This window comes from Paracandidimonas lactea (assembly GCF_021653995.1).
In the GTDB taxonomy this organism is placed as follows: Bacteria; Pseudomonadota; Gammaproteobacteria; order Burkholderiales; family Burkholderiaceae_B; genus Allopusillimonas; species Allopusillimonas lactea.
This window is the reverse complement of the sequence record NZ_JAJJOZ010000002.1, coordinates 91,389-115,982: the sequence shown is the minus strand read 5'-3', so window position 1 is coordinate 115,982 and position 24,594 is coordinate 91,389. Positions and strand designations below refer to the sequence as shown.

Genomic DNA, 24,594 nt, shown 5'->3' with positions numbered 1-24,594 from the left:
GCCACGGCTTCCGGCCCGCGATGCGGGCCTTTTTTATTGCGGCCCTCCCCACAGGACAAAGCACCACCGTACAGTGCATAATCATCCTTTAATCCGGAGTATCCATCATGTTTACCCTGCACCGCCGCGCGGCCGCGATCACGGTACGCTATGTCGGCGCGGCCGGCTTGCTGGCCGGCCTGGCTGCCTGTGGCTACAAGGGCCCGCTTTATATGCCCCCGCCTCCACCACCGCCCAGCGCAACACTCACCGCGCCGCCCGATGTGGTGCCTGAATCCTCTGTCCAAACCTCGCCCGTACAACCCGCGGCCCAGCCCGCTCCCGCTCCATCCGGCTATACCCAATGACCGTCGCTCCGCACTTCCAGCATCAAAATGGCGTCCTGCACGCCGAAAACGTCCCCCTCACAGAGCTTGCCCACCAGTTCGGCACGCCGCTGTATGTATATTCGCGCCAGGCATTGCGCGATGCCTGGCAGGCCTACCAAGACGCCGCCCAAGGCCGCAAGGTGCTTGTCTGCTACGGTATGAAAGCCAATTCCAACCTGGCCGTGCTGAACGAGTTCAAGAATCTGGGCTCGGGTTTCGATATTGTCTCGGGCGGCGAGCTGGCGCGCGTGCTGGCCGTCGGCGGCGATCCTGCCCGCGTGGTGTTTTCGGGTGTAGGCAAGCAAGTCTGGGAAATGCAGGCGGCGCTCAAGGCGGGCGTCAAGTGCTTCAATGTCGAATCCGAAGCCGAGCTCGAACGTCTTGACGCCGTTGCGCGCGAGATGGGTCTGGTGGCGCCCATGTCGCTGCGCGTCAACCCCGATGTCGATGCCCAGACACATCCCTACATCTCCACCGGCCTGAAAGAAAACAAATTTGGTATTGCCATCGACGAGGCACTGCGCGTCTACCGGCGTGCAGCCGGCATGTCCAATGTGAAGGTCGTCGGGCTCGACTGCCACATCGGCTCGCAAATTACCGAGGCAGCGCCCTACCTTGATGCGCTCGACAAACTAATCCGCCTGATCCAGGCCCTTGCCGGCGAAGGCATTCATATCCGCCACTTGGATCTGGGCGGCGGCATTGGCATCCGCTATACCGACGAAACCCTGCTCTCGCCCACGACGCTGCTCACGCAGGTGTTCGCCATGCTCGACCGCCATAGCCTGGGCCATCTCGAACTGGTGCTGGAGCCTGGCCGTTCGCTAGTGGGTAACGCCGGCGTGCTATTGACCCGGGTCGAATACCTCAAGCACAGCGACGCCAAGAATTTCGCCATTGTCGATGCTGCCATGACAGACCTTATCCGCCCCACGCTGTACGAAGCCTGGCACGATGTCGAGGCCGTCAAGCCGCGCATCGATACCAAGCCCGCCGTTTACGACGTGGTCGGGCCGGTGTGCGAAAGTGGCGACTGGCTGGCGCGCGACCGCAGCCTTGCGCTGCAACAGGGCGATCTGCTGGCGGTCATGTCGGCAGGCGCCTATGCATTCACCATGTCCAGTCAGTACAACACGCGGCCGCGGGCGGCCGAAGTCATGGTAGATGGCTATCAGGCGCACGTGGTACGCCCGCGTGAAACGGTCGACAGCCTGTTCGAGAACGAATCCGTGCTGCCCTGAGGTGCGATGGGCCGCCAAAGCGCGGCCTAATCCACCGGCATCCATCAGGCACCGATTCGGCAAAACGGCTTGCCGGGCCCGGCGACGGGCCGCAGCCGTGCCTGTGTAGGGCCCGACGCTGCCCGGGCCAGCCTGCTTACAGCTCGCCGTACGAATGCAGGCCCGACAGGAACATATTCACGCCCAGGAAGGCGAAGCTGGTGACCAGCAGCCCCGCCAACGCCCAATAGGCCGCCATGGTGCCGCGCAGGCCTTTCATCAGGCGCATATGCAGCCAGGCGGCGTAGTTCAGCCACACGATCAGCGCCCAGGTTTCCTTCGGATCCCATTGCCAGTACGTGCCCCAGGCATCTGCTGCCCACAGCGCCCCCAGCACAGTAGCAATGGTAAAAAAGGCAAAACCCACCGCGATAGCGCGGTACATGATGTCGTCCAGTATCTCGAGCGAAGGCAGGCGTGCCGAAATCGGGCCGCGCAACGCCAGGATGGCACCGACGATAATGGCGCCCAAGCCAAAATAAAGCATCCACGTAGGCGACAGCTCGCGCGAGCCGAAAACCATGGGTTCGGCGCACAGTACGGCGCCCAGCACGAACAGGGGTACCAGTTTGGCTAGTGAACGCGTCTGGCCATGCTCTTTGACCAGATAGGCAAAGCCCACCATGGCCGCCAGCGAGAACGTGCCGTAGCCAATGAAATTGGCAGGCACATGCAGCTTCATCCACCAGCTCTTGAGCGCCGGCACCAAGGGCTGGATCTGGAAAGCATCTCGCGTGAATGAATACCACAGCAGAAAAACCACCGCCGAACTGATGACCATCAGCACAAAACCGCCCAGTGCGCGGGTAGCGTAGCGGCGTTCATAATACAAGTAGAACAAAGCAGTGATCAGGGCAAACAGCACAAAGACTTCGTACAGGTTACTGACCGGTATATGGCCGATGTCGGGCCCCAGCAGATGGCCTTCGCGCCAACGCACAAGCAGACCGGTGGTGCCTGCATAAACAGCGCCCCAGGTGAGAACCGAACCCAGCCATGCAGCGGTGGTGCTAAAGAACCCGACCCAATAACAGACCGTGGCCAGCACGAAGAGCGCACACATCCACAGGATGGCCGATTGCGATGAAAACAGGTACTTGAGGAAGAACACGTTTTCGGCGCGCGAAATATCGCCCTGATCCAAAGCGCCGCCCGCACTGTATAGCCAGATGGCGAACAGCGCGCTCAGGCCGCTGGCCACCATTAACGTGCGCAATGGCCGCCATAGCCAGGCCATCCACGACAACAGCACCACCGCGCCTGCCAGGATAAGCTTCTCGTAATAATCCATGGCATAGCCAAAGCGCGACAGGGCAAACCCAGCGCCAACGGCAAGCAGCAGGAAGAAAACCGCATCCGTCCAGTCGGGGCGGCCGCGCCGGCCCCGCGCGTCGCCGCTGGCCGACATGGTGGATTCCCACATGGGCGCGTGACCTTGCAATGTAGACTCGGACATATAAACCTCTCAGGTAACGATGCGCTTGAAAGCCTCGCGGAAGCGCTCGAACTCGTGATTGAAATCGAGCGTGCGGCGCTGGGAGGTCATCGCCGCCAGCAGCCCGCTGCCCTCGTCACGCCGACGGATCCAGATCCAGATCCGCCGATCGCGCACATAGAACATAGTAAAGATACCGATGATCAGGAAAAGGCTGCCCAGATACACCGTATTCTTGCCCGGACTGCGCGCAACCTGGAAGACACTGGCCTGAACATGCTCGAACGACGTCAGTGTCATGAGCACCGGTGCGGGGAAATCGGGCAGGTTGGCCAGCGCCAGCAGTGCGCTTTGCACCCAGCGGTCTGCCGCAATAGCCCCGTCGCCTGCGGTATCGATCGGCGGGAGCCCGTTCTGCTCCCTTACGATATCGCGCAATTGGGCCAAAGACAACTGAATCATGGGGACCGCGAAACCCAACACCCGCTCTCGCTCCTGTTCGGGCACGCGCGCGATAATGCCGTCAAAGCCCTCGGTACGGAAGGCATCCAAGGCGCCCTTGGCCGCCTTTTCAAGCAATGGGGCCTGCAGAGTGCCATTGGCATTGCGCGCGGCGAAACCCCGTGCAGCGGCATCCACGAGCGCCGGGTTGGCCAGCGCGGCGCGCAATTGCATGAACTCTCGCATCGAGCCTTTTTCATCTGCGGGGATGCGCACGTAGCGGAACGGTTCGGCGGCGGACCTGCGCACCCCCACCAGAAACACCAACGAGTCGTCGAGCGTCATCGGCAGCATATACGACGTAAACTCATGCGACTGCCCGTCTGCGCCCGTGATGCTGTACTGCACACTGGGGCCCACGTTAATAAGGTTCTCGTTCTTGCTGCCCGCCGCGCTGCCTGTTACGGCCGCCACATGCTCCATCATGGGTTTGGCCTGAGGCGCCTCGCCTGTCCCCAGGTTTTCCACGTTGATGACGCGCAAGCCTGTAAACTTCACCTGCAATGGCCCGGTCTTGGCTTGGCCGGTGGGCGTGATCTCGGCGCCCTCGCCCACGATACCGCTCACATCAAAGGGTGCGCTGCCGGGCCCCACCAGCGGGTATCCGGTAAGCCGCAGCTTGCTGCCGCCGTCGTCAAAACCCGATTGATACACTGTCACGCCCTTGTAGCGCAGCGGCTCATTGACTTCGATCGTGCGGCGGAAGCTGTCGCCGGATTGAGGGTCGGTGACCTCCACCTCACTCTTGAAGCTGCTGGGCATCCCGGTGGAATAGTAGTCCACCAGGAACTTGTCCAACTTCAGCGTGAACGGCAGCGGCTGCACCAATACGCCGTTGTCGACGGTGACAATGGCTGTGCTGCTGCGGGAACCCTCGGGCACCATCATATTGGCGCGAAAGCTCGGATTGGCGGCTGGCAGCCGGCCGCTTTCTGGCACTTCGGAGATCAGCATATTCTGGGTGATCGGCGATTTGCCGCCCAACCATGCCTGGATGCGCACGGGTAGCTCGCTGTCAAGCAGGCCGCCCAGGCAGATCACCACGATTGCAGTATGCGCAAAAATGTAGCCCAAACGATTAGCGCCCCCCTTCTTGGCGGCCAGCATCATGCCTGCCTCGTCGCGGCGCACCTTGTAGCGATAACCATTGGCGCGCAGCCACCCCTGCGCGCGTTCCAGCACGGCATCAGGCGCCAGGCCAGAGTCGGCCTCGACGCGATGATGAAAAGCGCGCAAGCTGCTGGCGCGCACGTACTCGCGGAAAGTGCGCGCATCGCGCAGCATTTTGGGCGCGTTGCGCAACACGCAAATGGTGGTGGACACCACCAGAAACGTCATGATCAGCAGAAACCACCAACTGTTGTAAATCTGCCAAATCGAGAACTTGTCGAATACCTCGAACCAGAATGGCCCGAAGCGATCAATATAGGTATTGGCGGGCTGATTCTGCTGCAATACCGTGCCGATCAGACTGGCCACGCAGATAAACACCAACAGGCTGACCGCAAACCGCATGGAACCCAGCAGTTCGATCAGATCGGGGCCAATACGCCGCGTGTGAGAAGATTGAGACACAGATCGAAGCTTCATGAAAAAAGGGGAGCGCCGGCTTCAGCCTCCCCTTGGTTGGTACGTTTTGGCCCGGCATCAGGCCGGGCCTGCGCGCCCACGGCGCGGATGCGTGCCTAGCGCAGGCCGGCTGCGTAGTCGGCCACCGCCGCGATGTCGGCATCAGACATGCGGTCGGCGATGGCAGTCATGACGTCGTTGTTCTTGCGTTCGCCGCTGCGGAACAGCTTGAGTTGGGTGGCAAGGTACTCGACATGCTGGCCGGAAAGGCGGGGATAGCTGGCCGGCAGGCCGGCGCCGTTGGCTGAGTGGCAGCCCGCGCAGGCAGGTACGCCGCGGTCGGGCAGGCCGCCGCGCCAGATCTTCTGGCCGCGTTCCATGGTTGCCTCTTTAGTGGCAGTGGCCGCAGTGGCGGGATCCAGCGGCTGCTGAGCCAGATACAGCGCAATGTTCTGCCTGTCTTGCTCGTTCAGGGCCGACGCGAAAGGCGTCATGACAGACGGCGCGCCGTTTGCACCGCCACGCGCGGGTGCGGTGTCACCCTTGGGCGCAAAATCGACCAACTGCTTGGTGATGTACTCATGCGGCATGGCAGCCAGGTTGGGATTGAGCGGAATGACGCTGTTTCCGCCCGCGCCGTGACAGGATACACAGGCCAGGATACCGCGCGCCGGGTCACCGTTGGTGTACAACTGCTCGCCTTTGGCCGCATCGGGCTTGGGGGCGCCCTGCGCACCAGCGGCCCACGCCGTGGCAACGAGCGAAGAACCCAGCAGTAAGCCGCTGGCCATGACAATACTGGAAAGCATGTGCTTCATGAATACCTCGACGATCGACGGACGATCGATGGACGATCAAGGTGCCAAGACACCACGGTAACGACGCCATTTCGCAACCGAGAGACGCCTAAAATGCGCAACCGGGGAAAAGACGCAACAGTTTCAAATGCGCGATTATACAATAGCGGTTGAAACAAACCGCCTCTGGATCTACTACGTGTCCATTCTGCACCGCGCTACTTTTACCACGTCGGCTGCCCGACTCGATCAGCTTCCTCCGCCCACCACGGCCGAAGTCTGCTTCGTGGGCCGCTCCAATGCGGGCAAATCATCTGCCATCAACGTGCTCACCAATCAGCGTCGGCTGGCCTTTTCCAGCAAAACGCCGGGCCGCACGCGCCTGATCAATATGTTCGGCATCCCCGATCCCGTCGAACCCGGCGCCTTTCTGGGCTTTCTGGTCGATCTGCCTGGCTATGGCTATGCATCCGTCGCCCGCGAGGCGCGTGAAGAATGGGCCGACGTGCTGGGTGAATACCTGCGCGCGCGGCCTTCTCTGGCCGGCATTGTCATGCTGATCGACATCCGACGCGGTGTCACGACGCTGGACCGCCGCTTGGCGGACTGGGTGGCGCCGTCTGGCCGCCCCGTACTCGCCCTGCTCACGAAAGCGGATAAACTGCCCTATGGCCAGCGCATCAAGGCTGTGCAGCGCGTACGCAAAGAGCTGGCCGATATTGGTGCCCTGAACGCCCTGCCATTTTCCGCCACCGAACGCATCGGCCTGGAAGAAGCAACGCAACAAATCGAAAACTGGATTTCACCCAAGGTAGTGCCATGACCGCTTTCCTGCCCCACACCGACTTTCCCGTCACCCGACTGCGCCGCAACCGCCGCGATGAGTTCTCGCGCCGCCTGGTTCGCGAGAACGTACTCACCACCAGTGACCTGATCTATCCAGTATTCGTGCGCGAGGGCCAGGGCGTGCTGGAGCCCGTCCCGTCCATGCCCGGCATCGTGCGTTATTCGCCCGACACAGTGCTCAAGGTGGCAGAAGAATGCATGGCGTTGGGCATACCCGTACTGGCACTCTTCCCGGTGATTGATGCCTCGCTCAAGACGCCAGACGGCATCGAGGCCACCAACCCCGAGGGCCTGATGCCACGCGTTGTGGCATCACTCAAAAAACACTTTCCCGAATTGGGCGTGCTCACCGACGTCGCGCTCGATCCTTACACCAGCCACGGGCAAGATGGCGTGATCGACACCAATGGCTATGTCCTCAACGAGCCCACGGTGCAGATCCTCACCCGCCAGGCTCTGGTGCAGGCCCAGGCCGGCGTCGATATCGTCGCCCCCAGCGACATGATGGATGGGCGCGTCGGCGCCATTCGCCAAGCGCTCGAGGCCGATAACCATATCTACACACGCATCATGGCCTACTCGGCCAAGTACGCCAGCGCCTTCTACGGCCCGTTCCGCGACGCCGTGGGCTCGGCCGCCAATCTGGGCAAGTCCAACAAGTTCACCTACCAGATGGATCCGGCCAACCGCCTTGAGGCCCTGCGCGAGGTCGCAGCCGACATCCGTGAAGGCGCCGACATGGTTATGGTCAAGCCAGGCATGCCCTATCTGGACGTGCTGCGCGAGGTCAAGAACGCCTTTGGCTTGCCCACCTATGCCTATCAGGTCAGCGGCGAGTACGCCATGATCAAGGCCGCCAGCAACAATGGCTGGCTCGACCACGACAAGGTGATGATGGAGTCCCTGCTCGCATTCAAACGGGCGGGTGGCGACGGCATCCTTACCTACTTCGCCATCGAGGCGGCCAAGCTGCTCAAGGCGCAGTAAGCTGGCGTCGCCGATCGGTGCAGTTCGCCAACCGCCAGCGCGCCCGCTGGCGGGCGCTGCCCCCATCCACTGGCCGCTCGACACCGCAGCCTGCAAGCGCTTTGCAACAGGCATGCATTGCACGCACCGCCGCGTAATGCGTGCCCGCAAGCTTTCTATCTATCAGATGCTTTAAGGGTTGTGCGTGCGCGGATGGCTTCTGTGTGCTCCCCCAGCGCCGGTGGCAGGTGGCGCAGTGTGGCGGGCGTGCGAGACAGCTTGATGGGCGAGCCAATCGCACGATATTCGCCCGATTCAAGCACCATCCCACGATGCTGTGTATGCGGATGTTGAAGCAACTCCTCTACATTCAAGATGGGCGCGGCGGGCACGCCCTTGCGCAGCAGCGCCTGCGCAAGCTCGGCGGCGTCATGGCCGGCCAGCAGGGCGCCCAGGGCCTCGCGCAGCGCGGGCCGGTTGGCCAGACGATCTGCATTGTCCAGAAAGCGCACGTCCTGGCTCAGCCCGGGTTGGCCCAGCACCTGCGCCAGGAGGGCAAACTGGCGATTGTTGCCCACGGCCAAGAATATCTCGCCCACGCGCGTGGCGAACGACTCATACGGCGCGATGTTGGGATGCGCGTTGCCAGTGCGGCCCGGCACCTTGCCACTCAAAAAGTAATTGGCCGCGTGAGGGTGCAGCAGCGAGATCGCACAGTCAAACAGGGTGATGTCCAGAAACTGCCCCAGGCCGCTGCGCTGACGCTCATTGATCGCCATCAGGATCGCCACCGCCGCGTTCAGGCCCGTCACCATATCCACCACTGGCAGGCCCACCCGCGTCGGCGGGCCATCCGCTTCGCCGTTTACGCTCATGAGCCCGCACATGGCCTGGGCGCAGGCGTCATAGCCTGGCAGGCCGCCCAGCGGGCCGTCGGCGCCAAAGCCGCTGATGCGGCAATGCACCAGGCGCGGGAATGCCTCGCGCAACACGTCAGGGCCCAGACCCCATTTTTCCAGCGTGCCCGGCTTGAAGTTTTCCACAAGCACATCGGCGTCCGTCAGCAGCGCCTTCAGGAACGCCTGCCCATCCGGCTGCGATAAGTCTACCGACAGGCCATATTTATTGCGGTTGACGCCCAGAAAGTAAGAGGCCGTACCATTCAGAAACGGCGGCCCCCAGCCGCGCGTCTCATCGCCCGCCGGTGGCTCTATCTTGAGCACCTCCGCGCCATGGTCAGCCAGGATCTGTGTGCAGTAAGGGCCGCCCAGCACGCGGGAAAGGTCCACGACCTTGCAGCCATGCAGGGCACCGTGCGTTTCGGTCGTTTGGTTCATCAGTCGCTCCGCTCAATACATAAGCAGTGCCGCACGGCAACAGGCATGCACAGCACTGCAGTCGATTCACTCATCATGCGGCCAACCGGGCGATCATCGGCCATCGCCCATGCCAACCCGGCGGCTTTCGGTCAGTTCAAGGCGATGTGTGCCGACTTGATCGTTTTGCTCCATTTATCCACTTCCTGGGCAATGAAGGTTGCCAGACCTTCGGGCGTCGTATCGTCGGCGCGCACAATCCCCTGCGCGGACAATGTCTTCTGGATTTCGGGATCCGACATGGCCTGGTTGAAGGCAGCATTCAGTTTCTGAACCACCGCCGCGGGCGTATCCTTGGGGGCAACGATGCCAAAAAAGACGCTGACGTCGTAGCCATTGAGCCCTTGTTCGGCCAGGGTGGGCAGATCCGGCAGCACGGGCGAGCGCTGGGCGGTGGCCAAACCTATGGGGCGCAGCGTGCCGCTCTTGATGTGCGGCAGCGCGGTCAGGATATCGGTGAAGGCCATAGACACCTGGCCGCCCAGCAAATCATTGAGCGCCGGCCCCGTGCCGCGGTAGGGCACATGCAGGATCTTCGTGCCCGCCAGCTCATTGAAAAGCACGCCGGCCAAATGCGACGACGCACCGTTGCCCGAGGACGCAAAGCTCAGCGTATCGGGATGCGCCTTGGCGTAGAGCACTAGCTCCTTCAGGTCTTTGGCCGGCACCTTGGGGTTGACCACCAGAATATTAGGCAGGTAGCCGATGCGTACGATCGGTGCAAAGCTGGTGCGCGGATCGTAGCCCAGCTTCTTGTACAGGCTGATGTTGATGGCCAACGGACCCGAGGTACCGAATAGCAGCGTGTAGCCGTCGGGCTTGGCATTGGCTACGTATTCGGCACCGATGTTGCCACCAGCGCCCGCCTTGTTCTCCACGATTACTGTCTGCCCCAACGGCTTGACCAAACCTTCGGCAAGCCGGCGGGCCATTGCGTCGGTCGGCCCCCCAGGCGGAAATGGCACGATCAGCCGGATGGGTTGATCTGGATAAGCCTCGGCCGCGTGGCCAGGTACGGCCGCTGCCAGCGTCACAGCCGCGACGGCAACAGCCGTCAGCAGTTTTTTGAACATGATGTTTGTCTCCTTGATGTTGTCGTGGACGGCCCAGGTGGTCGTACGGCCAGCGCCATACGCCCAGGCACGCGCCTTGGGTACACAGGGTGCGTTGCCCCGTGTGGGATGCGAGTATCACCCGCCTTCAACCGGCCTCATGCAGCAGTTCGTCCAGGCCGGTATCTTCCGTCGCCGCGCAAGGGTCATAGGGTGCCAGCTTGTGCACCAGCACCATATCGGCCAGCCTGCCGCGGGCGGCCAGACCAGGCCGGGTGGCCTCCCAGCGCATGGCAGCCAGCGACACCACGTTGTACAACGCCGATGCCGCCTGCCGCGCGAGCGGCGAATTGGCATCCGGCGCCGCGTGCAGGGCCAGCGCAAAGGCCTTTTCTATACTGTCGCGCTGCAACGCGGCCAGCGCTTCGCTGCAAGGCTTACCCTCTTCCAGCAAACGTTCCACATGTGTGCGCAAGGCGGGCAGACAGTTATTGCGCCGCACGGCTCGCAGGACATCGAGCGCCACGATATTGCTGGTGCCTTCCCAGATCGACCCTAGATGCGCATCGCGCATAAGCCGAGGCTCTATCCACTCTTCGATATAGCCGCAACCGCCGCGAACTTCCATGGCGTCGCCCGTCACTTTGCGCGCATCCCGGCAGGCGCGGAACTTGATCAGCGGTGTGAGAATGCGCGCCAGCGACTTGGCTTGCGCATCACCTGTATCCGCCTTCTCCAGCGCCAGTGCTGTCTGGAACATCACCGAACGGGCCTGCTCGGCGCTGACGATCATCTTGGCCAACTGGCGCTTCATCAAAGGCAGCTCGACAAGCAGCTTACCAAAGGCGCGCCGGTTGCGAGCAACATACATCGCCTCGGCTACCGCGCGACGCATCAGCCCCGCTGCACGCATGCCGTTGGACAAGCGTGAATTGTTGACCATATCCGCCATCTGCTGAAAACCGCGCCCGCGCTCACCCACCAGCCACGCGTGCGCACCCTCCAGGCGAATCTCACCGCTAGCCATGGACCGCGTGCCCAGCTTGTCTTTCAGGCGCAAAATGCGGTAGTGATTATGCGTGCCGTCGGGCAGGTCACGGGGCAGCAGAAACAGGGACACGCCCGCCAGCCCTTCCACCGGCTCACTGCGCGCCAGCACCATGGCAAAGCCAGCATCGGGGTTCGAGCAAAACCATTTATCGCCATACAGCCGCCACCCGCCATCCGGCTGGGCTTCAGCCTGCGCCTGCGTACCGCCCACGTCCGAGCCGGCTGCCTGCTCAGTCATGAACATCGCCCCTTGGCGCAACTCATCGAAATCCAGCGCCGCCACCTGGGGCAGCACCTGCTCGACCAGCGCCGGATCGCCAAACTTACGTAGCGTACGCGCCAGCGAATCGGTCATGCTTACAGGGCAGCATAGGCCGAACTCGGCCTGCACGAACAGGTACGTCAATGCGTATTTGGCCGCTGGCGGCATGGGCGCGTTCCAGCCCAATACACCCGGGCGGTGCGCCAAGGCCGCCAACCCGAAATGGCTGTATGCATACCGCTCCAACTCCACATAGGACGGGTGCTTGTCAATGCGCGACTCATCCACGCCACGGCGATTGCGCACCGAAAGTGTAGGAGGATTGCGATCTGCCACGGCTGCCAGCTCATCCAGTGTCGACCCCGCCAAGCGCCCCAGCTCCGTAAAGTGCGGCAACAGGTGTGCATACAGGTCAGCCGGCAGATAAGCCTGCAGCATGGCCTCCCCAAATGGATCGGCACCGAACAGATTCCGGCCGGCGGAATCGGGAATGTTAGACGCCGGTTCGACCACTTGCACGGCGTGATGGGGAGCGGGTTGATTCATGGCGGCCTCTCGGGTTATGGATCAGCCCATGGTAAGACTCCACATTTATTCGAACAAATACTATATTTATTCAAATCTATACTTGTAAAATATACATGCGCCCATGGATATTGACTCCCGCCTGCTTCGTTACTTTGTAGCCGTGGCCGAAGACCTCAGCTTCAGTCGCGCTGCCGCACGCCTGCATATTTCGCAGCCGCCGCTCAGTTATGCCATCAGGCAACTCGAAGAAGAACTGGGTGCACGCTTGTTCACCCGAACCAGCCGGCAAGTCGAACTCACACCCGCCGGCCGTACGCTATACAACGAAGCTCTCTTCCGGTTGCGGCGCGACACCGATCTGCGCAGCCTTATTGCGCGTATCGATGCAGGCCTGGAAGGCCAGATTACCGTCGGTTTCGTAGGGTCTATGCTGTACCGCGGCTTGCCGCAAGCGCTGGCGCTATGCAAGCAACAATACCCCAATGTAGACCACGCCCTGTACGAGCTGAACTCGGCCGAGCAGATCGACCTGGTGGCGCGCGGCGGCCTTGATATCGGCTTCATTCATGCCAACCCCGTGCCCGATACCGTATCGTGTGTGCAGCTCGTGGCCGAACCGTTCTGCATCTGCGTGCACCGCGACCACCGGCTGGCGCGCAGCAAGCATGCCGACCTCGCCGATCTCGCGCGTGATGACTTCATTTTTTTCTCGCGCGCGTTTTCTCCAGTTTATTATGAGACGCTGATGGCCATGTGCCTGGATGCCGGCTTTCTGCCCAATGTGAAGTATGAGTCGCGCCACTGGCTCAGCGTGGTATCACTGGTGTCGCAAGAAATGGGTGTATCGCTGGTGCCGGCCTGCCTCGCGCGCAGCGGCATTGCCGATATCCGCTTCCTGCCATTTACGCACACACAGAAATCTGTAACAAATTTAATCTGGTCAACGTCGGGGCAGTCCCGCATCACCGAAAACCACATCGCGCTGATGCGCGACGCTTACGCCAGTAAACGCGTGCCTATCGCGCCAGCGGCCCGCTAACGAGGCTGCAGTTAGCCGCAACGAGGAAGGGGGGCACTTCGTACTGGGCCCCAAAGGCCGCCATGCACCACGCGGTGATGGGCAGCATGCGGCTGATCAACCGATGCAGGTTCATAGTGCCGCAGCGGCACCGCGAGCCACCAGTGCCAGGTGTCAACGCACCAACTGCAGTACAGCTTGAGCACCGTCACGAGTAGGCACATCCACTGCCGCGTCACGCCCCGTCGGCACACCGGGCGACACCGCCGCGCTGGACGCCGCACCGGCACCAGGCACCACCGCCCCTGTCGGCCGCGTAGCCCCGGTGGCCAACACCTGCTCAAGCTTGGCGGCGAACGGGGCGGCCTTCATAAAGCCCACCACCCGGATGTCGGTGAGCTCTCGGCCCTGTGCATCGAAGAAAATAATCCCGGGCGGGCCGAACAGCTTGAAGCGCTTGAGCAATGCACGATCCTGCGCATTGTTTTTGGTGACATCGGCCTGCACCAGCACCATCTGCGACATGAGTTGCGCCACGCGTGGGTCGCTGAACGTGAAGCGCTCCATCTCGACACATGAAACGCACCAATCGGCATAAAAATCGAGCATCACCGGCCGGCCGGTATTGGCGAGCAGATTGTCCAGTTCGTCCACGCTGGCGACCCGCGTGAACTGAACTGGCCCACCCGCCACAGGAGCTTGCGCCTGCCCCGACAATATGGTGGCGCCACCGCGTGCGCCCAGCGGCGCCAAGGGCTGGAGAATATCGCGGCCACCGGCGGCTAGCCCCACCAGCAGCAGCACCGCCCAGGCCGCCAATAGCAGGCCCAAGGCCTTGCGCAATTGCACCCAGGGGCCTGCCACGCCGGCTCCCGCCTGGAACGCGCCCATCATGGCTGCGCTCCATAGCGCCAAGACTGCCCAGCCAAGCATATACAGCCAGCCCGGCAACACGGAGTTGACCATCCACCACGCCGTTGCCAGCAGGAGTACACCAAACAGGTACTTGATGCCATTCATCCAAGGGCCGGCCTTGGGCAGCAGCACCCCCGACGAGGCCCCCACCGCCAGCAACAATAGGCCCTCACCCCAGGCCAGCGCAAAAAGCGCCGAGCCTCCCAGCACTACGTCGCCAGTCTGGGAAATGAACAGCAGCACACCGGCCAGCGGCGCGGCGACGCAGGGCCCCACAATCAGCGCGGAGACCATGCCCATCAGGAACACACCGCTGTAGTGGCCCCCCGGCATACGCGACAGCCGGGCGTTCAATGCTGTTTGCATGCCCGCTGGCGCCTGCAGCGTGAAGACATCGAACATAGCCAATGCAAAGATCGCCAACAACACGGCGAACACGCCCAGCACCCATGGTGTCTGGAACCAGGCCGCCAGGCCGGCGCCCACAAGGCCGGCCACGACACCCAGCACGGTATACACCAGCGACATCCCGAGTACGAATATCGCCGCCAGCGACAGGCCGCGCCAGCGCGATATCTTATGCCCCGTACCCGCCGTGCCGGCCAATATCGCCAGCAAAATAGGCACCATGGGCAGCACGCACGGCGTGAACGACAACAACAGCCCCAATACCAGGCACAGCAGCACAATCTGCACCACGCTCGCGCTGGCAAGATACGAAGCGATACCGGTGTCGCCGAGGTTCAGCGCACCCGCCAGCCCCGGCGCTGCCGCGTCACCTTTGCCCTTGCCCTTGGCGGTTTGAGGCGCAGGCGGTGGCACGCTGGCCTTGATACCGTCGCCCGAGGCTGCGTATCCGCCCGCCACCGGCGTCAGCGTCACCGTACGCGTATCGGGCGGATAGCACAGGCCCGCGTCAGCGCAACCCTGGCTGGTGATCGAAAGCGTGAGCGGCGCAGCCGCCTTGCCCGCGGCAAGCGGCAGCAGCACCGTGACCTGGTCGTAATACACCTCCATGTTCTCTTCGAACGTGGGGTCATACTTGACAATGCCGGCAGGGTATACCGGCGCACCCACGGCGCCCGCAGCGCCGGCGGGTTCGACCGCAAACTCGAAGCGCTTGCGGTACATGTAATAGCCCGGCGCAATGTCAAAATGCACCGCCAGCTCACCCGGCTGCTGCGTCGCCGCCGAATACGCAAACGCCTTATCGGGATCCAGATACTCTTCTTCGGCCTGAGCCACCCCCGCATGCAGCCAGCCCGCCAACAGCAGACACAGCAGCGCGAAGATCCGCCGCCAGCGTTCCGCGCCTGGCATACGCGCCCTGGGGGCACTGCCCCGCGCGTCGGCGTACTCGCCGTACTGGACACCGGAGCGCGTAGAAAATGCCAGCCCAGCGGACCGCATCGCTCTAGCAGCAAGCTGCGGATTCAACATCTTTACCTTATCCCTGTATCGATGAGTTCTTGGCGCTGAAAACCCGGAAACGCCATGGCCCCGCCCGCACCGAGTTGCTGCACGCAGCAAAGGCCGAGACCTGTATTGGCAGGGTGGGGGCGATCAACATTGCACGCCGCCGCCCCCAGGCGGATGCGCCGACCCGGTTTGCGCGCGCACCCAGTCGAGGTACGCGGCACTGCCGCCGGCGACCGGCAACACCAGGATCTCGGGCACATCGTACGGATGCAGCGACCGAAGCCGCTGCGCCGCCGCCTCCGCACGCGAAGCATGGGTCTTGATAACCATGGGCACCTCTTCGATACCTTCGAGCCCCCCCTGCCACATGTACATGGACAGGCCCGGCGCGCCAAGGTTCACACACGCGGCGTAGCGCTCTTCGACCAACACATGGGCGATACGCTTAGCGAGCAGCATGTCTGGCGCGTTGGTCAACAACACCACGACATCGTCGCAAGATTGAAGGACGCCGGCTGGATCAGCCTGAGAAGTAGGACTAGGGCTCACGAACCTGGTTCCGGGAATGCGGCAAACCTCATTGTACCCAGATGCGAGCCGCGCCTGCCTGCGCCAGGTCAAGATGCGGGGGTAATCGGCACGGTGCGGTGAATCGCCTTTCCCGTGGCGTCCACCGCGACGACCACAGGCATGTTCTCGACCGTGAATTCGTAGACTGCTTCCATGCCGAGGTCTTCGTAGGCCAGTACGCGCGCCGACCGGACCGACCGGGAAACAAGGTAGGCCGCGCCGCCAACCGCCATCAAGTATGCGCCACCCGCCTTCCGGATGGCGTCAATTGCCACGGCGCCGCGTTCTGCCTTCCCTATGGTGACGAGCAGGCCCGCGTTCTCCAGCAACGCGGGCATGAACTTGTCCATGCGGGTGGCCGTCGTCGGCCCCGCGGGGCCTACCGCTTCGCCGGCGATCGGATCAACCGGCCCGACATAGTAAAGCGCCCGCCCACGCAGATCGACCGGCAAGGGCTCGCCCCGCGCCAGGCTGTCCGCCATCCTTTTATGCGCAGCATCGCGGCCCGTCACCAGCCTGCCCGACAACAACAGCACATCGCCGGCCTTCCATTGCGCCACTGTCTCCGCCGATAATTCGTCCAGGTCGACCGGCACCCCGCCTTGCGGCGGCATCTCGTCGGGGATATCCGCCCAGATTGCGGGGTCCGGGACCGGCATAGGCGCCGGCCCGTCGCCATCCAGGACAAACGACAGGTAACGCGTCGCGGCGCAATTGGGCAGGATCGCAACGGGAAGCAATGCCGCGTGCGACGGCGCATGCGAGACTTTCACATCAAGCACCGTCGTGTCGCCCCCCAGGCCCTGGGCGCCGATGCCCAGCGCGTTGATGCGTTCAAACAGGGTCAGGCGCAGCGCCTCGGCCGCATCGCGCGGCCCCCGGCGCCTCAGTTCGTCGATATCGATCGGTACGAACAGAGATTGCTTGGCCATCATCATCGCCTGCTCGGGGCTGCCCCCTACCCCTACTCCCAGCACGCCCGGCGGACACCAGCCCGCGCCCATGCCGGGAATCTGCGAAACCACCCAGTCCGCAACGGAATCGCTGGGATTGAGCATGGCGTACCGGGCCTTGACGTCGCCCCCCCCACCCTTGGCGACCACGGTAAGACCGAGCGAGTCGCCTTCCACGAGTTCGACGTGCAGCACCGCCGGCGTATTGTCGCCCGTATTGGTGCGCGCCCCGAGGGGGTCGCGGATCATGGATGCCCTGAGGGGATTGGCCCGATCAAGGTATGCCTGGGCCACTGCCCGATTCGCCAGGGCCTGCAGGCTGGGGGTGCGCGACGATGAACGATCGACGATGCGCGCATCCATGCCGAGACGGGCATAGACGTGGACGACCCCCGTGTCCTGGCACACCGGCCGGTGGCCACGTGCAGACATCTTGCTGTTGACCAGCAGCTGCATCAACGCGTTGCGGGCGGGCCCGCTGCGTTCCGCCTCGTAGGCGCGCTTCAGCGCCTGGACGAAATCAGCTGGATGGTAATAGCTGATGTGCTGCAGGGCCGCGGCAATGCTGGTCACAATGTCCTCGGCCTCGACAATTCCACGTGCCATGATGCGTTCCTTATCTCCGGTACAGATGCTCGTGCATGCAAACAGCGTGGGCAAGAGGGCCGGCCGCGGCCCGCTATCCTGCCTCCTTTTGCGCACAAGTGGGGCCTGCTTGCAATAGCTGTGCGATCAGTTCAGCCGGATGCCCGCCTGTTTTATCACTTCCGCCCACCGCTTGCCTTCTTCGGCGGTGAAGGCCTGGAATGCGGCGGGCGCATACTCGGCGTCGGGCAGCAGCCGGATACCCTGGTCTGCCATCGATTTGGTGAATGCCTCGTCACGCATGACCTCCCGGTATGCCGCATACATGGTGTCGATGACTTCCCGGGGCGTGCCCTTCGGTGCGTACAGGCCATACCAGGTGGCAACGGTGAAGCCCGGCACCGCAGCTTCCGTCATGGCAGGCACACCGGGGAACTGCGGCATGCGATCGGTGGAGGTCAGCCCCAGCGCACGCACGTGCCCGCCCTTTACCTGAGGCAAGGCTGTGTTGGTCTGGTCGAACATCGCATCCACCTGGCCGCCCATCAGGTCGTTCAACGCAGGCCCCGCGCCTTTATAGGCAATAGGCTGTATCTCGATCCCGGCCTTGCTGGCGAACATCGCCGCAACGAGGTGTGAGGTTGATCCCACCCCCGCATTGCTGAAGTTCAGCGCCTTCGGATTCGCCCGGGCAAAATCGACGAGTTCGCCAATGGCCTTGAACTTCGACTTTGCTCCTACCAGCAGCACAAGCGGTGTGTCCGGAAAACGAAACACAGCATCGAAATCCTTGACGGGATCGTAGCGCAGGTTCTCATAGAGCGACGGAGCGGCGGCCATGTAGCCGATATGGCCAACCAGGAAGGTGTAACCGTCTGGCTTCTCGCGCGCCGCGCGGGTGGCGCCGATGGTGCCGCCCGCACCCGGTGCATTCTCGACCACAATCGACTGCCCCAAGCGCTGGGATACTTGGTTTGCGATATTGCGGGCCATGGAGTCTGTCGGCCCTCCCGCTGAGAAGGGAACAATCCAGCTTATCTGCCGCGATGGATACTTGTCTTCTGCGTACGAGGGCGCGGTGGCGGCGAAAGCGGCCGTTGCGGCAGCGATCGCCATGAATCGGGTCCAGTTCTTCATGTATGTCTCCTGTGTGTACAAGTGTGGCCCGATTGCCGGGCCATTTATTTATGTGCGAGCGCCGGTGCCGCCCCATGCGAGCATCCGGTCAACCATCGCCGGGGCGCTGCCCAAGTAGTTCGCCGGATCGCAAAGCCGGTCAATCGTGGAGCGGTCGAGTTTGCCGGCTACCTCGGCGCAGCCGTAGAGAACCTGGGCGAGCGGCTGGCGAGACGTTGCCGACGTACGGCACGCATCGTAGACAATGTCGTGCGCAGTTTGGCGGCCCAGGTGAGGGGCCAGGCCCATCATCACCGCCTCGGCCACGATCAGGCCGCCGGACAATGCCAGGTTGCTGCGCATCCGCTCCGTGTCGATTTCGAGCCCGGCAAGCATGAACCTGGCCTGGTTCAGTGCGCCGGCCGTCAGCACGAACGATTCGGGAATAGCAGTCCATTCAATATGCCAGGGTCCGGTGGCGCGTTCGAAATCATGCATCATGCCGTCCAGGGCCAGGCCGGCATGCTGGCGCACCGTCTTGGCCGCGCTCCAGATCAGTTCACAGGAAATCGGATTTCGCTTCTGCGGCATGGTGCTCGACGCGCCCCGTCCCTTCACAAACGGCTCGAATGCTTCGCCAAGCTCATTTGTCATCATCAGCATCACATCCACGGCGATCTTTCCCAGCGCGGATGTCACCAGCCCCAGGAACTGCACCGTTTCGGCCAAACCGTCACGCGCCACATGCCAGGTGACCGGCGACGCCCCCAAGCCCAGCTCGCGCATGAGCGCCTCGTTAACGGCCAACCCTTGGTCACCCAGCGACGCCAGCGTTCCCGCGGCGCCGCCGAACTGGCCGACAAGTACGCGCGGCTTGAGTTGGGCCAGGCGCTCGCGGTTGCGGCGCACTGCCAGCAGCCAGACTGCGGCCTTGTAGCCGAACGTCACCGGCAAGGCATGCTGCAGGTGCGTGCGGCCCGCCATGGGCGTATCACGATACCGCCCGGCAAGCCCTGACAACAGCGCGTCCACCTCCGCCAGGTCGGCGTCGACGAGCTCGAGCGCATCGCGCACCTGGAGCACTGTTGCCGTGTCCATGATGTCCTGTGTCGTGGCGCCCCAGTGCAGGTATTCACCCTCCCGCCCGCAGATCCTGGAAAGCTGGTGCACGAGCGGCAAGATCGGATAGCCGACGATCTCGGTTTCGCGCTTAAGTTCGTCGAAATCGATCTTCGATGCATCCGCCCGCTCCGCAATCGCCTGGGCGGCACTGGCGGGAATAATGCCCATCTCGCCCTGGACCTTGGCCAGCGCGACCTCGGTCTCGACATACCGGGCGACCATTGCCTGATCATCAAAGACGGCACGCATCGCGGGGGTGCCGAACATGTCCTTGAAGATGCTTGATTCTAGAATTGAAATCGACATTTAGTTGTCCGCTCTTTATAAGTTGTTCGGACATTTTAGATAGCGCCGGGGCGCCATGTCAATTTTTTTGCGCCGTCGCGTGACGGAAGTCGCCCGTGCCTGCATACTGTCTGGCGTCGCACCGGCAGGCCGGCGCCTGCGCCCGTTTGCTGGCGTATACGGTATATATTGCACGTTCTCCACTTGCCCGAATTTCAGATGCGTTTTACCGATATTGCAGCCATTCTCGCCCGTCGCATCAGCGAAGGCCTTTACGCGGTAGGTTCCTTCATGCCCACCGAAAAGGCCCTGATGGACGAATTCGATACCAGCCGCCACACCGTCCGGGCGGCGCTTCAACAGCTGCAGGACGCCCGCCTCGTTTCCCGACGTCGTGGAAGCGGCACCATGGTCGAGGCCCGCACTGCGCCAACGGGCTTTGCGCAATCGCTGGGCTCGCTCGAAGACCTGGTGATGCTGGCGGCAACGCAGCCGCGCCAGTTGAAATCCGCGCGCGATGTTGTGATGGATCTGGACACCGCCCGCACCCTGAAAGTAGATCCGGGCACCCGGTGGGTGTGTTTTAGTTCGACCCGCCAGGGGCTGGACGGGGCGCCTATGGTGTTGACCGACGTTTATGTAGACAGCCGCTACGGCAGCATCAAGCAGCGCGTCAGGTCAAACCCTGACGCGCTTATCTCTTCGCTGATCGAAGAGAAATACGGCTTGCGCATCGCATCGGTCAAGCAAGATATCAGCGCCTGCATCCTGCCCGATGCCGTGGCGGACAAGCTCGACGCACCGCGCGGATCCCCGGGCCTGTTCATCGTGCGACAGTACCGCGACGCGGCACAGCATGTCATCGCCGCTTCAACCTCTTACCACCCCGCCGATCGATACCAGTTCTCTACCACCCTGGTACGCGAGCGCTGAACGCCACAACGTGGTGAAGCGGCGAACAACAAAAAAGCGGGCCAGGCGGCCCGCTTCAGGTGTTGCTGTGGCGGGCAAGCCCGCCTGCTGCCGATTTTACTCGGCCGCTTGTTCTTCGACTTCAGGACGGTCGACCAGCTCCATGAAAGCCATGGGAGCGTTGTCGCCCTGGCGGAAGCCCATCTTCAGTACACGGGTGTAACCACCGTTGCGCGCCTTGTAGCGGGGGCCGATTTCCTCGAACAGCTTGACCACGGCAGCGCGGTCGCGCAGGCGGGCAAATGCCAGGCGCTTGTTGGCCAGCGTGGGCTCTTTGCCCAGCGTGATCAGCGGCTCGACAACGCGGCGCAATTCTTTGGCCTTGGGCAGCGTGGTCTTGATGGCTTCGTGCGTAAGGAGGGAGACGGCCATGTTGCGGAACATGGCGAGACGATGGCTGCTGGTGCGATTGAGCTTACGCAGACCGTTGCGGTGACGCATGGTGATTTCCTTTGAATCTAGGTAGCGGAGAATCCGCGGTTAACCGGCTCTTCTATCAGCACGCTGCGGACCGGTTGAGGGGTGGAACTTTACCACAAAGTGGCGTGGGCTCCAGTACGGCATGCCGCCCACGCTGGGGCTTGCGGACGGCATTAAAACAAGGGCGGTGCATGCACCGCTTGATGCAACCCAGAGGGCCGGCAGGCCCCACCGGGATCAGGGGCGCTCGAGGCCCAGCGGGGGCCAGTTTTCGAGCTTCATACCCAGCGTCAGGCCGCGCGCGGCCAACACTTCTTTGATTTCGTTAAGCGACTTGCGGCCCAGATTGGGCGTTTTGAGCAGTTCGTTCTCGGTGCGCTGGATGAGATCCCCGATGTAGTAGATGTTCTCGGCTTTGAGGCAGTTGGCCGAACGCACCGTGAGTTCGAGGTCGTCCACCGGGCGCAACAGCACGGGATCAATCTGTTGCTGGCGACCGCTGACGGGCATGCTGACGGATTCGTCGCTATCACCCACCATGGATGCAAACACCGAGATCTGGTCCATCAGGATACGGGCCGACTGGCGCACCGCTTCCTCGGGAGAAATCACGCCGTTGGTCTCGATGTCGAGCACCAGCTTATCCAGGTCGGTGCGCTGTTCCACACGCGCGTTCTCGACCGCATAGCTGACGCGGCGAACCGGGCTGTAGGATGCATCCAGAACGATACGACCGATGGTATGCGTACGATCGTCGGCGAGTGCGCGCACGTTGCCTGGCACATAGCCGCGGCCCTGGTCCACCTTGATCTGCATTTCAAGCTTGCCGGCATCGGTGAGCGTTGCAATGACGTGATCAGGGTTGATGATCTCGACGTCGTGGGGCAGCTCGATATCGCCCGCCACCACCACGCCCGGACCCTGCTTGCGCAGCGTCAGGGTGACTTCTTCACGGTTGTGCAGCTTGAATACGACCCCTTTCAGGTTCAGGAGAATGTCGACCACGTCTTCACGCACACCGGCGATTGTGGAGTACTCGTGCACCACACCCGTCATCTGGACTTCGGTGGGCGCATAACCTGTCATGGACGACAGCAAGATACGGCGCAGGGCGTTGCCCAGCGTGTGGCCGTAGCCGCGCTCAAAAGGCTCCATGATGACCCGGGCGTGATTCTTGCCAACGGATTCGACATCAATGGAGCGGGGCTTGAGAAAACCTTGAGACATGAATATTCCTTTTCAATACCCTCGGCTCGTTACACCGATAAGGCTGATGGAAAACCGGCGAAACACCGGCGGGGTAAGACTGCAAAAAATGCACCACCGCCGGTGTGCGCATAAACACGCAAACCGGCGGTGGGATACAACAATTAGCGCGAGTACAGTTCGACGACCATGGATTCGTTGATGTCGCGTGCAACATCAGCGCGATCCGGCGCCTGCTTGAACGTACCAGCCAGCTTGCTGGTGTCGACCTCGACCCACTGGGGCAGGCCTTGGCCAGTGGCCAGATCCAGCGATTCGCGGATACGGCCTTGCGACTTGGCCTTTTCACGCACCGAGATGACGTCGCCTGCCTTCACGATGATGGAGGCGATGTCGGCAGTGCGGCCGTTCAGTTCGATGGCGCGGTGGTTCACCAGCTGACGCGCTTCGGCGCGGGTGGAGCCGAAGCCCATGCGATAAACGACGTTGTCCAGGCGCGATTCCAGCAATTGAATCAGGGTCTCGCCCGTGTTGCCACGGCGACGCTCAGCTTCAGTAAAGTACTTGCGGAATTGCTTTTCAAGAACGCCGTACATGCGCTTGAGTTTCTGCTTCTCGCGCAGTTGCAGACCGAAGTCGGACGTGCGAGCGCCCGAGGTGCGGCCGTGCTGACCAGGCTTGGATTCAAGCTTGCACTTGGAATCCAGCGAGCGGCGAGCGCTCTTCAGAAACAGGTCGGTGCCCTCGCGGCGCGAGAGCTTGCATTTAGGTCCAATATAACGTGCCAAGATGCTTCCCCTTAGATACGACGACGCTTGGGCGGACGGCAGCCGTTATGCGGCACGGGCGTGATGTCCGAAATGCTGGAAATCTTGATGCCCAGCGCGTTCAGCGCGCGCACCGAGGATTCGCGACCGGGGCCGGGGCCCTTGATGCGCACTTCGAGCGTCTTGATACCGTATTCCATGGCCACGCGACCCGCGGATTCGGCCGCAACCTGCGCCGCGAACGGCGTGGACTTGCGCGAACCCTTGAAGCCAGCACCACCAGAGGTTGCCCACGACAGGGCGTTGCCCTGACGGTCGGTAATGGTGATGATCGTGTTGTTGAAAGAAGCGTGAACGTGCGCAATGCCGTCAGACACGCTCTTCTTGACCTTCTTGCGTACGCGCGAGGCGCCGCTGTTAGTAGCTTTCGCCATCTTCTAGTCCTCGATTATTTCTTCAGGGAAGCCGCCGCACGACGCGGGCCCTTGCGGGTACGCGCGTTGGTGCGGGTGCGCTGGCCGCGCACGGGCAGGCCGCGTTTGTGGCGCAGACCGCGATAAGTTCCCAGGTCGATCAGACGCTTGATCGACAGTTGCACTTCACGACGCAGGTCGCCTTCGACCGTGAACACACCAACATGCTCGCGGATACGCTCGAGTTCGGCGTCGGTCAGATCCTTGACCTTTTTGGTAACTTCGATACCAGCTGCTTCGCAGATTTTGCGAGCACGGGTACGACCGATGCCGAAAATAGCGGTAAGTCCGATTTCGGCGTGTTGATGCGGCGGAATATTGATGCCAGCAATACGGGCCATGACTTTTCCTTGTTAAATCCGTTGCGCCCGGCCTTAGCCCTGACGCTGCTTGTGACGTGGATCAGTGCAGATGACGCGCACCACGCCGTGACGTTTAATGATCTTGCAGTTGCGGCAGATCCGCTTTACCGATGCCATTACCTTCATGGTTGACTCCTAGTTTCCTGTGACCGGCCGCTTATTTAGAGCGGAAGACTATCCTGGCGCGCGACAGGTCATAGGGCGTGAGCTCCACTGTGACCTTGTCTCCCGGCAGGATCCGGATGTAATGCATACGCATCTTGCCCGAGATATGGCCAAGCACCACATGGCCGTTTTCCAGCTTGACGCGAAAAGTTGCGTTGGGAAGGTTCTCGAGAACCTCGCCCTGCATTTGTATGACGTCGTCTTTTGCCATGCTCT

Annotated in this window: 24 protein-coding genes; 6 read left to right on the top strand and 18 right to left on the bottom strand. The window is 62.3% G+C overall.

Going from position 1 to position 24,594, the window contains the following annotated elements; genetic code table 11:
- The first annotated feature begins 107 nt into the window (after positions 1 to 107).
- Together lptM and lysA are read left to right on the top strand one after the other, a co-directional pair.
- The gene (gene lptM, locus LOL23_RS04490; protein ID WP_160977654.1) at positions 108 to 347 is read left to right on the top strand and encodes an LPS translocon maturation chaperone LptM; all 240 of its coding nucleotides are present in this window, start codon (positions 108 to 110) and stop codon (positions 345 to 347) included.
- Entirely contained in the window at positions 344 to 1,609 is a 1,266-nt protein-coding gene (gene lysA / locus LOL23_RS04485; RefSeq protein WP_160977652.1) for a diaminopimelate decarboxylase, read from the top strand. The genes lptM and lysA overlap by 4 nt, the downstream gene beginning before the upstream one ends.
- A gap of 136 nt (positions 1,610 to 1,745) precedes the next feature.
- Here lysA and ccsB read toward each other — a convergent pair whose 3' ends face one another.
- From ccsB to LOL23_RS04470, 3 genes are all read right to left on the bottom strand, one after another.
- The gene (ccsB, locus tag LOL23_RS04480; protein WP_160977650.1) at positions 1,746 to 3,104 is read right to left on the bottom strand and encodes a c-type cytochrome biogenesis protein CcsB; all 1,359 of its coding nucleotides are present in this window, start codon (positions 3,102 to 3,104) and stop codon (positions 1,746 to 1,748) included.
- 9 nt (positions 3,105 to 3,113) lie between these two features.
- Entirely contained in the window at positions 3,114 to 5,099 is a 1,986-nt protein-coding gene (locus tag LOL23_RS04475) for a cytochrome c biogenesis protein ResB (RefSeq protein WP_160977847.1), read from the bottom strand.
- A 170-nt stretch (positions 5,100 to 5,269) separates the two neighbouring features.
- Positions 5,270 to 5,971, bottom strand: coding sequence for a c-type cytochrome (locus LOL23_RS04470; protein WP_160977648.1), 702 nt, complete (start codon positions 5,969 to 5,971; stop codon positions 5,270 to 5,272).
- A gap of 178 nt (positions 5,972 to 6,149) precedes the next feature.
- On the opposite strand from LOL23_RS04470, the gene yihA reads away from it, so the two are divergent.
- Together yihA and hemB are read left to right on the top strand one after the other, a co-directional pair.
- On the top strand, positions 6,150 to 6,773 hold the full coding sequence (gene yihA / locus LOL23_RS04465; protein WP_160977845.1) for a ribosome biogenesis GTP-binding protein YihA/YsxC: 624 nt from the start codon (positions 6,150 to 6,152) through the stop codon (positions 6,771 to 6,773).
- A complete protein-coding gene (gene hemB / locus LOL23_RS04460; protein WP_160977646.1) occupies positions 6,770 to 7,783 on the top strand; it encodes a porphobilinogen synthase in 1,014 nt (337 codons plus the stop codon). Before yihA ends, hemB begins: the two co-directional genes overlap by 4 nt.
- 155 nt (positions 7,784 to 7,938) lie before the next feature.
- On the opposite strand, the gene LOL23_RS04455 is transcribed toward hemB, so the two are convergent.
- The 3 genes from LOL23_RS04455 to LOL23_RS04445 all read right to left on the bottom strand — a co-directional run bounded on the left by LOL23_RS04455 (position 7,939) and on the right by LOL23_RS04445 (position 12,048).
- Positions 7,939 to 9,099 (bottom strand): CaiB/BaiF CoA transferase family protein, encoded by a 1,161-nt coding sequence (locus LOL23_RS04455; RefSeq protein WP_160977644.1) that lies wholly within the window; start codon positions 9,097 to 9,099, stop codon positions 7,939 to 7,941.
- Positions 9,100 to 9,230: 131 nt separating this feature from the next.
- Positions 9,231 to 10,211: a Bug family tripartite tricarboxylate transporter substrate binding protein gene (locus LOL23_RS04450; protein WP_237173214.1), complete on the bottom strand. Its 981-nt coding sequence runs from the start codon at positions 10,209 to 10,211 to the stop codon at positions 9,231 to 9,233.
- A 127-nt stretch (positions 10,212 to 10,338) separates the two neighbouring features.
- Positions 10,339 to 12,048 (bottom strand): acyl-CoA dehydrogenase family protein, encoded by a 1,710-nt coding sequence (locus LOL23_RS04445; RefSeq protein WP_160977640.1) that lies wholly within the window; start codon positions 12,046 to 12,048, stop codon positions 10,339 to 10,341.
- Between the two features lie 103 nt (positions 12,049 to 12,151).
- On the opposite strand from LOL23_RS04445, the gene LOL23_RS04440 reads away from it, so the two are divergent.
- Positions 12,152 to 13,069, top strand: coding sequence for a LysR family transcriptional regulator (locus tag LOL23_RS04440; protein ID WP_202411624.1), 918 nt, complete (start codon positions 12,152 to 12,154; stop codon positions 13,067 to 13,069).
- 153 nt (positions 13,070 to 13,222) lie between these two features.
- Here the strand turns inward: LOL23_RS04440 and dsbD are convergent, their stop codons facing one another.
- The 5 genes from dsbD to LOL23_RS04415 all read right to left on the bottom strand — a co-directional run bounded on the left by dsbD (position 13,223) and on the right by LOL23_RS04415 (position 20,034).
- Positions 13,223 to 15,283, bottom strand: a complete 2,061-nt coding sequence (gene dsbD, locus LOL23_RS04435) for a protein-disulfide reductase DsbD (protein ID WP_237173320.1) — start codon at positions 15,281 to 15,283, stop codon at positions 13,223 to 13,225.
- A gap of 243 nt (positions 15,284 to 15,526) precedes the next feature.
- Complete coding sequence (cutA, locus tag LOL23_RS04430; protein WP_369414090.1) at positions 15,527 to 15,931, bottom strand: divalent-cation tolerance protein CutA; 405 nt, start codon at positions 15,929 to 15,931, stop codon at positions 15,527 to 15,529.
- A 68-nt stretch (positions 15,932 to 15,999) separates the two neighbouring features.
- On the bottom strand, positions 16,000 to 17,511 hold the full coding sequence (locus LOL23_RS04425) for a fumarate hydratase (protein WP_160977638.1): 1,512 nt from the start codon (positions 17,509 to 17,511) through the stop codon (positions 16,000 to 16,002).
- A 126-nt stretch (positions 17,512 to 17,637) separates the two neighbouring features.
- Positions 17,638 to 18,627, bottom strand: a complete 990-nt coding sequence (locus tag LOL23_RS04420) for a Bug family tripartite tricarboxylate transporter substrate binding protein (protein ID WP_160977636.1) — start codon at positions 18,625 to 18,627, stop codon at positions 17,638 to 17,640.
- A 48-nt stretch (positions 18,628 to 18,675) separates the two neighbouring features.
- Positions 18,676 to 20,034, bottom strand: a complete 1,359-nt coding sequence (locus LOL23_RS04415) for a class-II fumarase/aspartase family protein (protein WP_160977634.1) — start codon at positions 20,032 to 20,034, stop codon at positions 18,676 to 18,678.
- A 198-nt stretch (positions 20,035 to 20,232) separates the two neighbouring features.
- On the opposite strand from LOL23_RS04415, the gene LOL23_RS04410 reads away from it, so the two are divergent.
- On the top strand, positions 20,233 to 20,946 hold the full coding sequence (locus tag LOL23_RS04410) for a GntR family transcriptional regulator (RefSeq protein WP_160977632.1): 714 nt from the start codon (positions 20,233 to 20,235) through the stop codon (positions 20,944 to 20,946).
- A gap of 96 nt (positions 20,947 to 21,042) precedes the next feature.
- Here LOL23_RS04410 and rplQ read toward each other — a convergent pair whose 3' ends face one another.
- The 7 genes from rplQ to infA all read right to left on the bottom strand — a co-directional run bounded on the left by rplQ (position 21,043) and on the right by infA (position 24,589).
- Positions 21,043 to 21,426: a 50S ribosomal protein L17 gene (gene rplQ / locus LOL23_RS04405; protein ID WP_160977630.1), complete on the bottom strand. Its 384-nt coding sequence runs from the start codon at positions 21,424 to 21,426 to the stop codon at positions 21,043 to 21,045.
- A gap of 216 nt (positions 21,427 to 21,642) precedes the next feature.
- Entirely contained in the window at positions 21,643 to 22,632 is a 990-nt protein-coding gene (locus LOL23_RS04400) for a DNA-directed RNA polymerase subunit alpha (protein WP_160977628.1), read from the bottom strand.
- Positions 22,633 to 22,775: 143 nt separating this feature from the next.
- On the bottom strand, positions 22,776 to 23,399 hold the full coding sequence (gene rpsD, locus LOL23_RS04395; protein WP_160977626.1) for a 30S ribosomal protein S4: 624 nt from the start codon (positions 23,397 to 23,399) through the stop codon (positions 22,776 to 22,778).
- A gap of 11 nt (positions 23,400 to 23,410) precedes the next feature.
- The gene (gene rpsK, locus LOL23_RS04390) at positions 23,411 to 23,812 is read right to left on the bottom strand and encodes a 30S ribosomal protein S11 (protein WP_160977624.1); all 402 of its coding nucleotides are present in this window, start codon (positions 23,810 to 23,812) and stop codon (positions 23,411 to 23,413) included.
- A gap of 14 nt (positions 23,813 to 23,826) precedes the next feature.
- Complete coding sequence (gene rpsM, locus LOL23_RS04385; RefSeq protein WP_160977622.1) at positions 23,827 to 24,192, bottom strand: 30S ribosomal protein S13; 366 nt, start codon at positions 24,190 to 24,192, stop codon at positions 23,827 to 23,829.
- 33 nt (positions 24,193 to 24,225) lie between these two features.
- Positions 24,226 to 24,339 carry a 50S ribosomal protein L36 gene (gene rpmJ / locus LOL23_RS04380; RefSeq protein WP_003805360.1) on the bottom strand — a complete coding sequence of 38 codons (114 nt, stop codon included), beginning with the start codon at positions 24,337 to 24,339 and terminating at the stop codon, positions 24,226 to 24,228.
- Between the two features lie 31 nt (positions 24,340 to 24,370).
- The gene (gene infA / locus LOL23_RS04375; protein ID WP_009523889.1) at positions 24,371 to 24,589 is read right to left on the bottom strand and encodes a translation initiation factor IF-1; all 219 of its coding nucleotides are present in this window, start codon (positions 24,587 to 24,589) and stop codon (positions 24,371 to 24,373) included.
- Positions 24,590 to 24,594 lie beyond the last annotated feature (5 nt).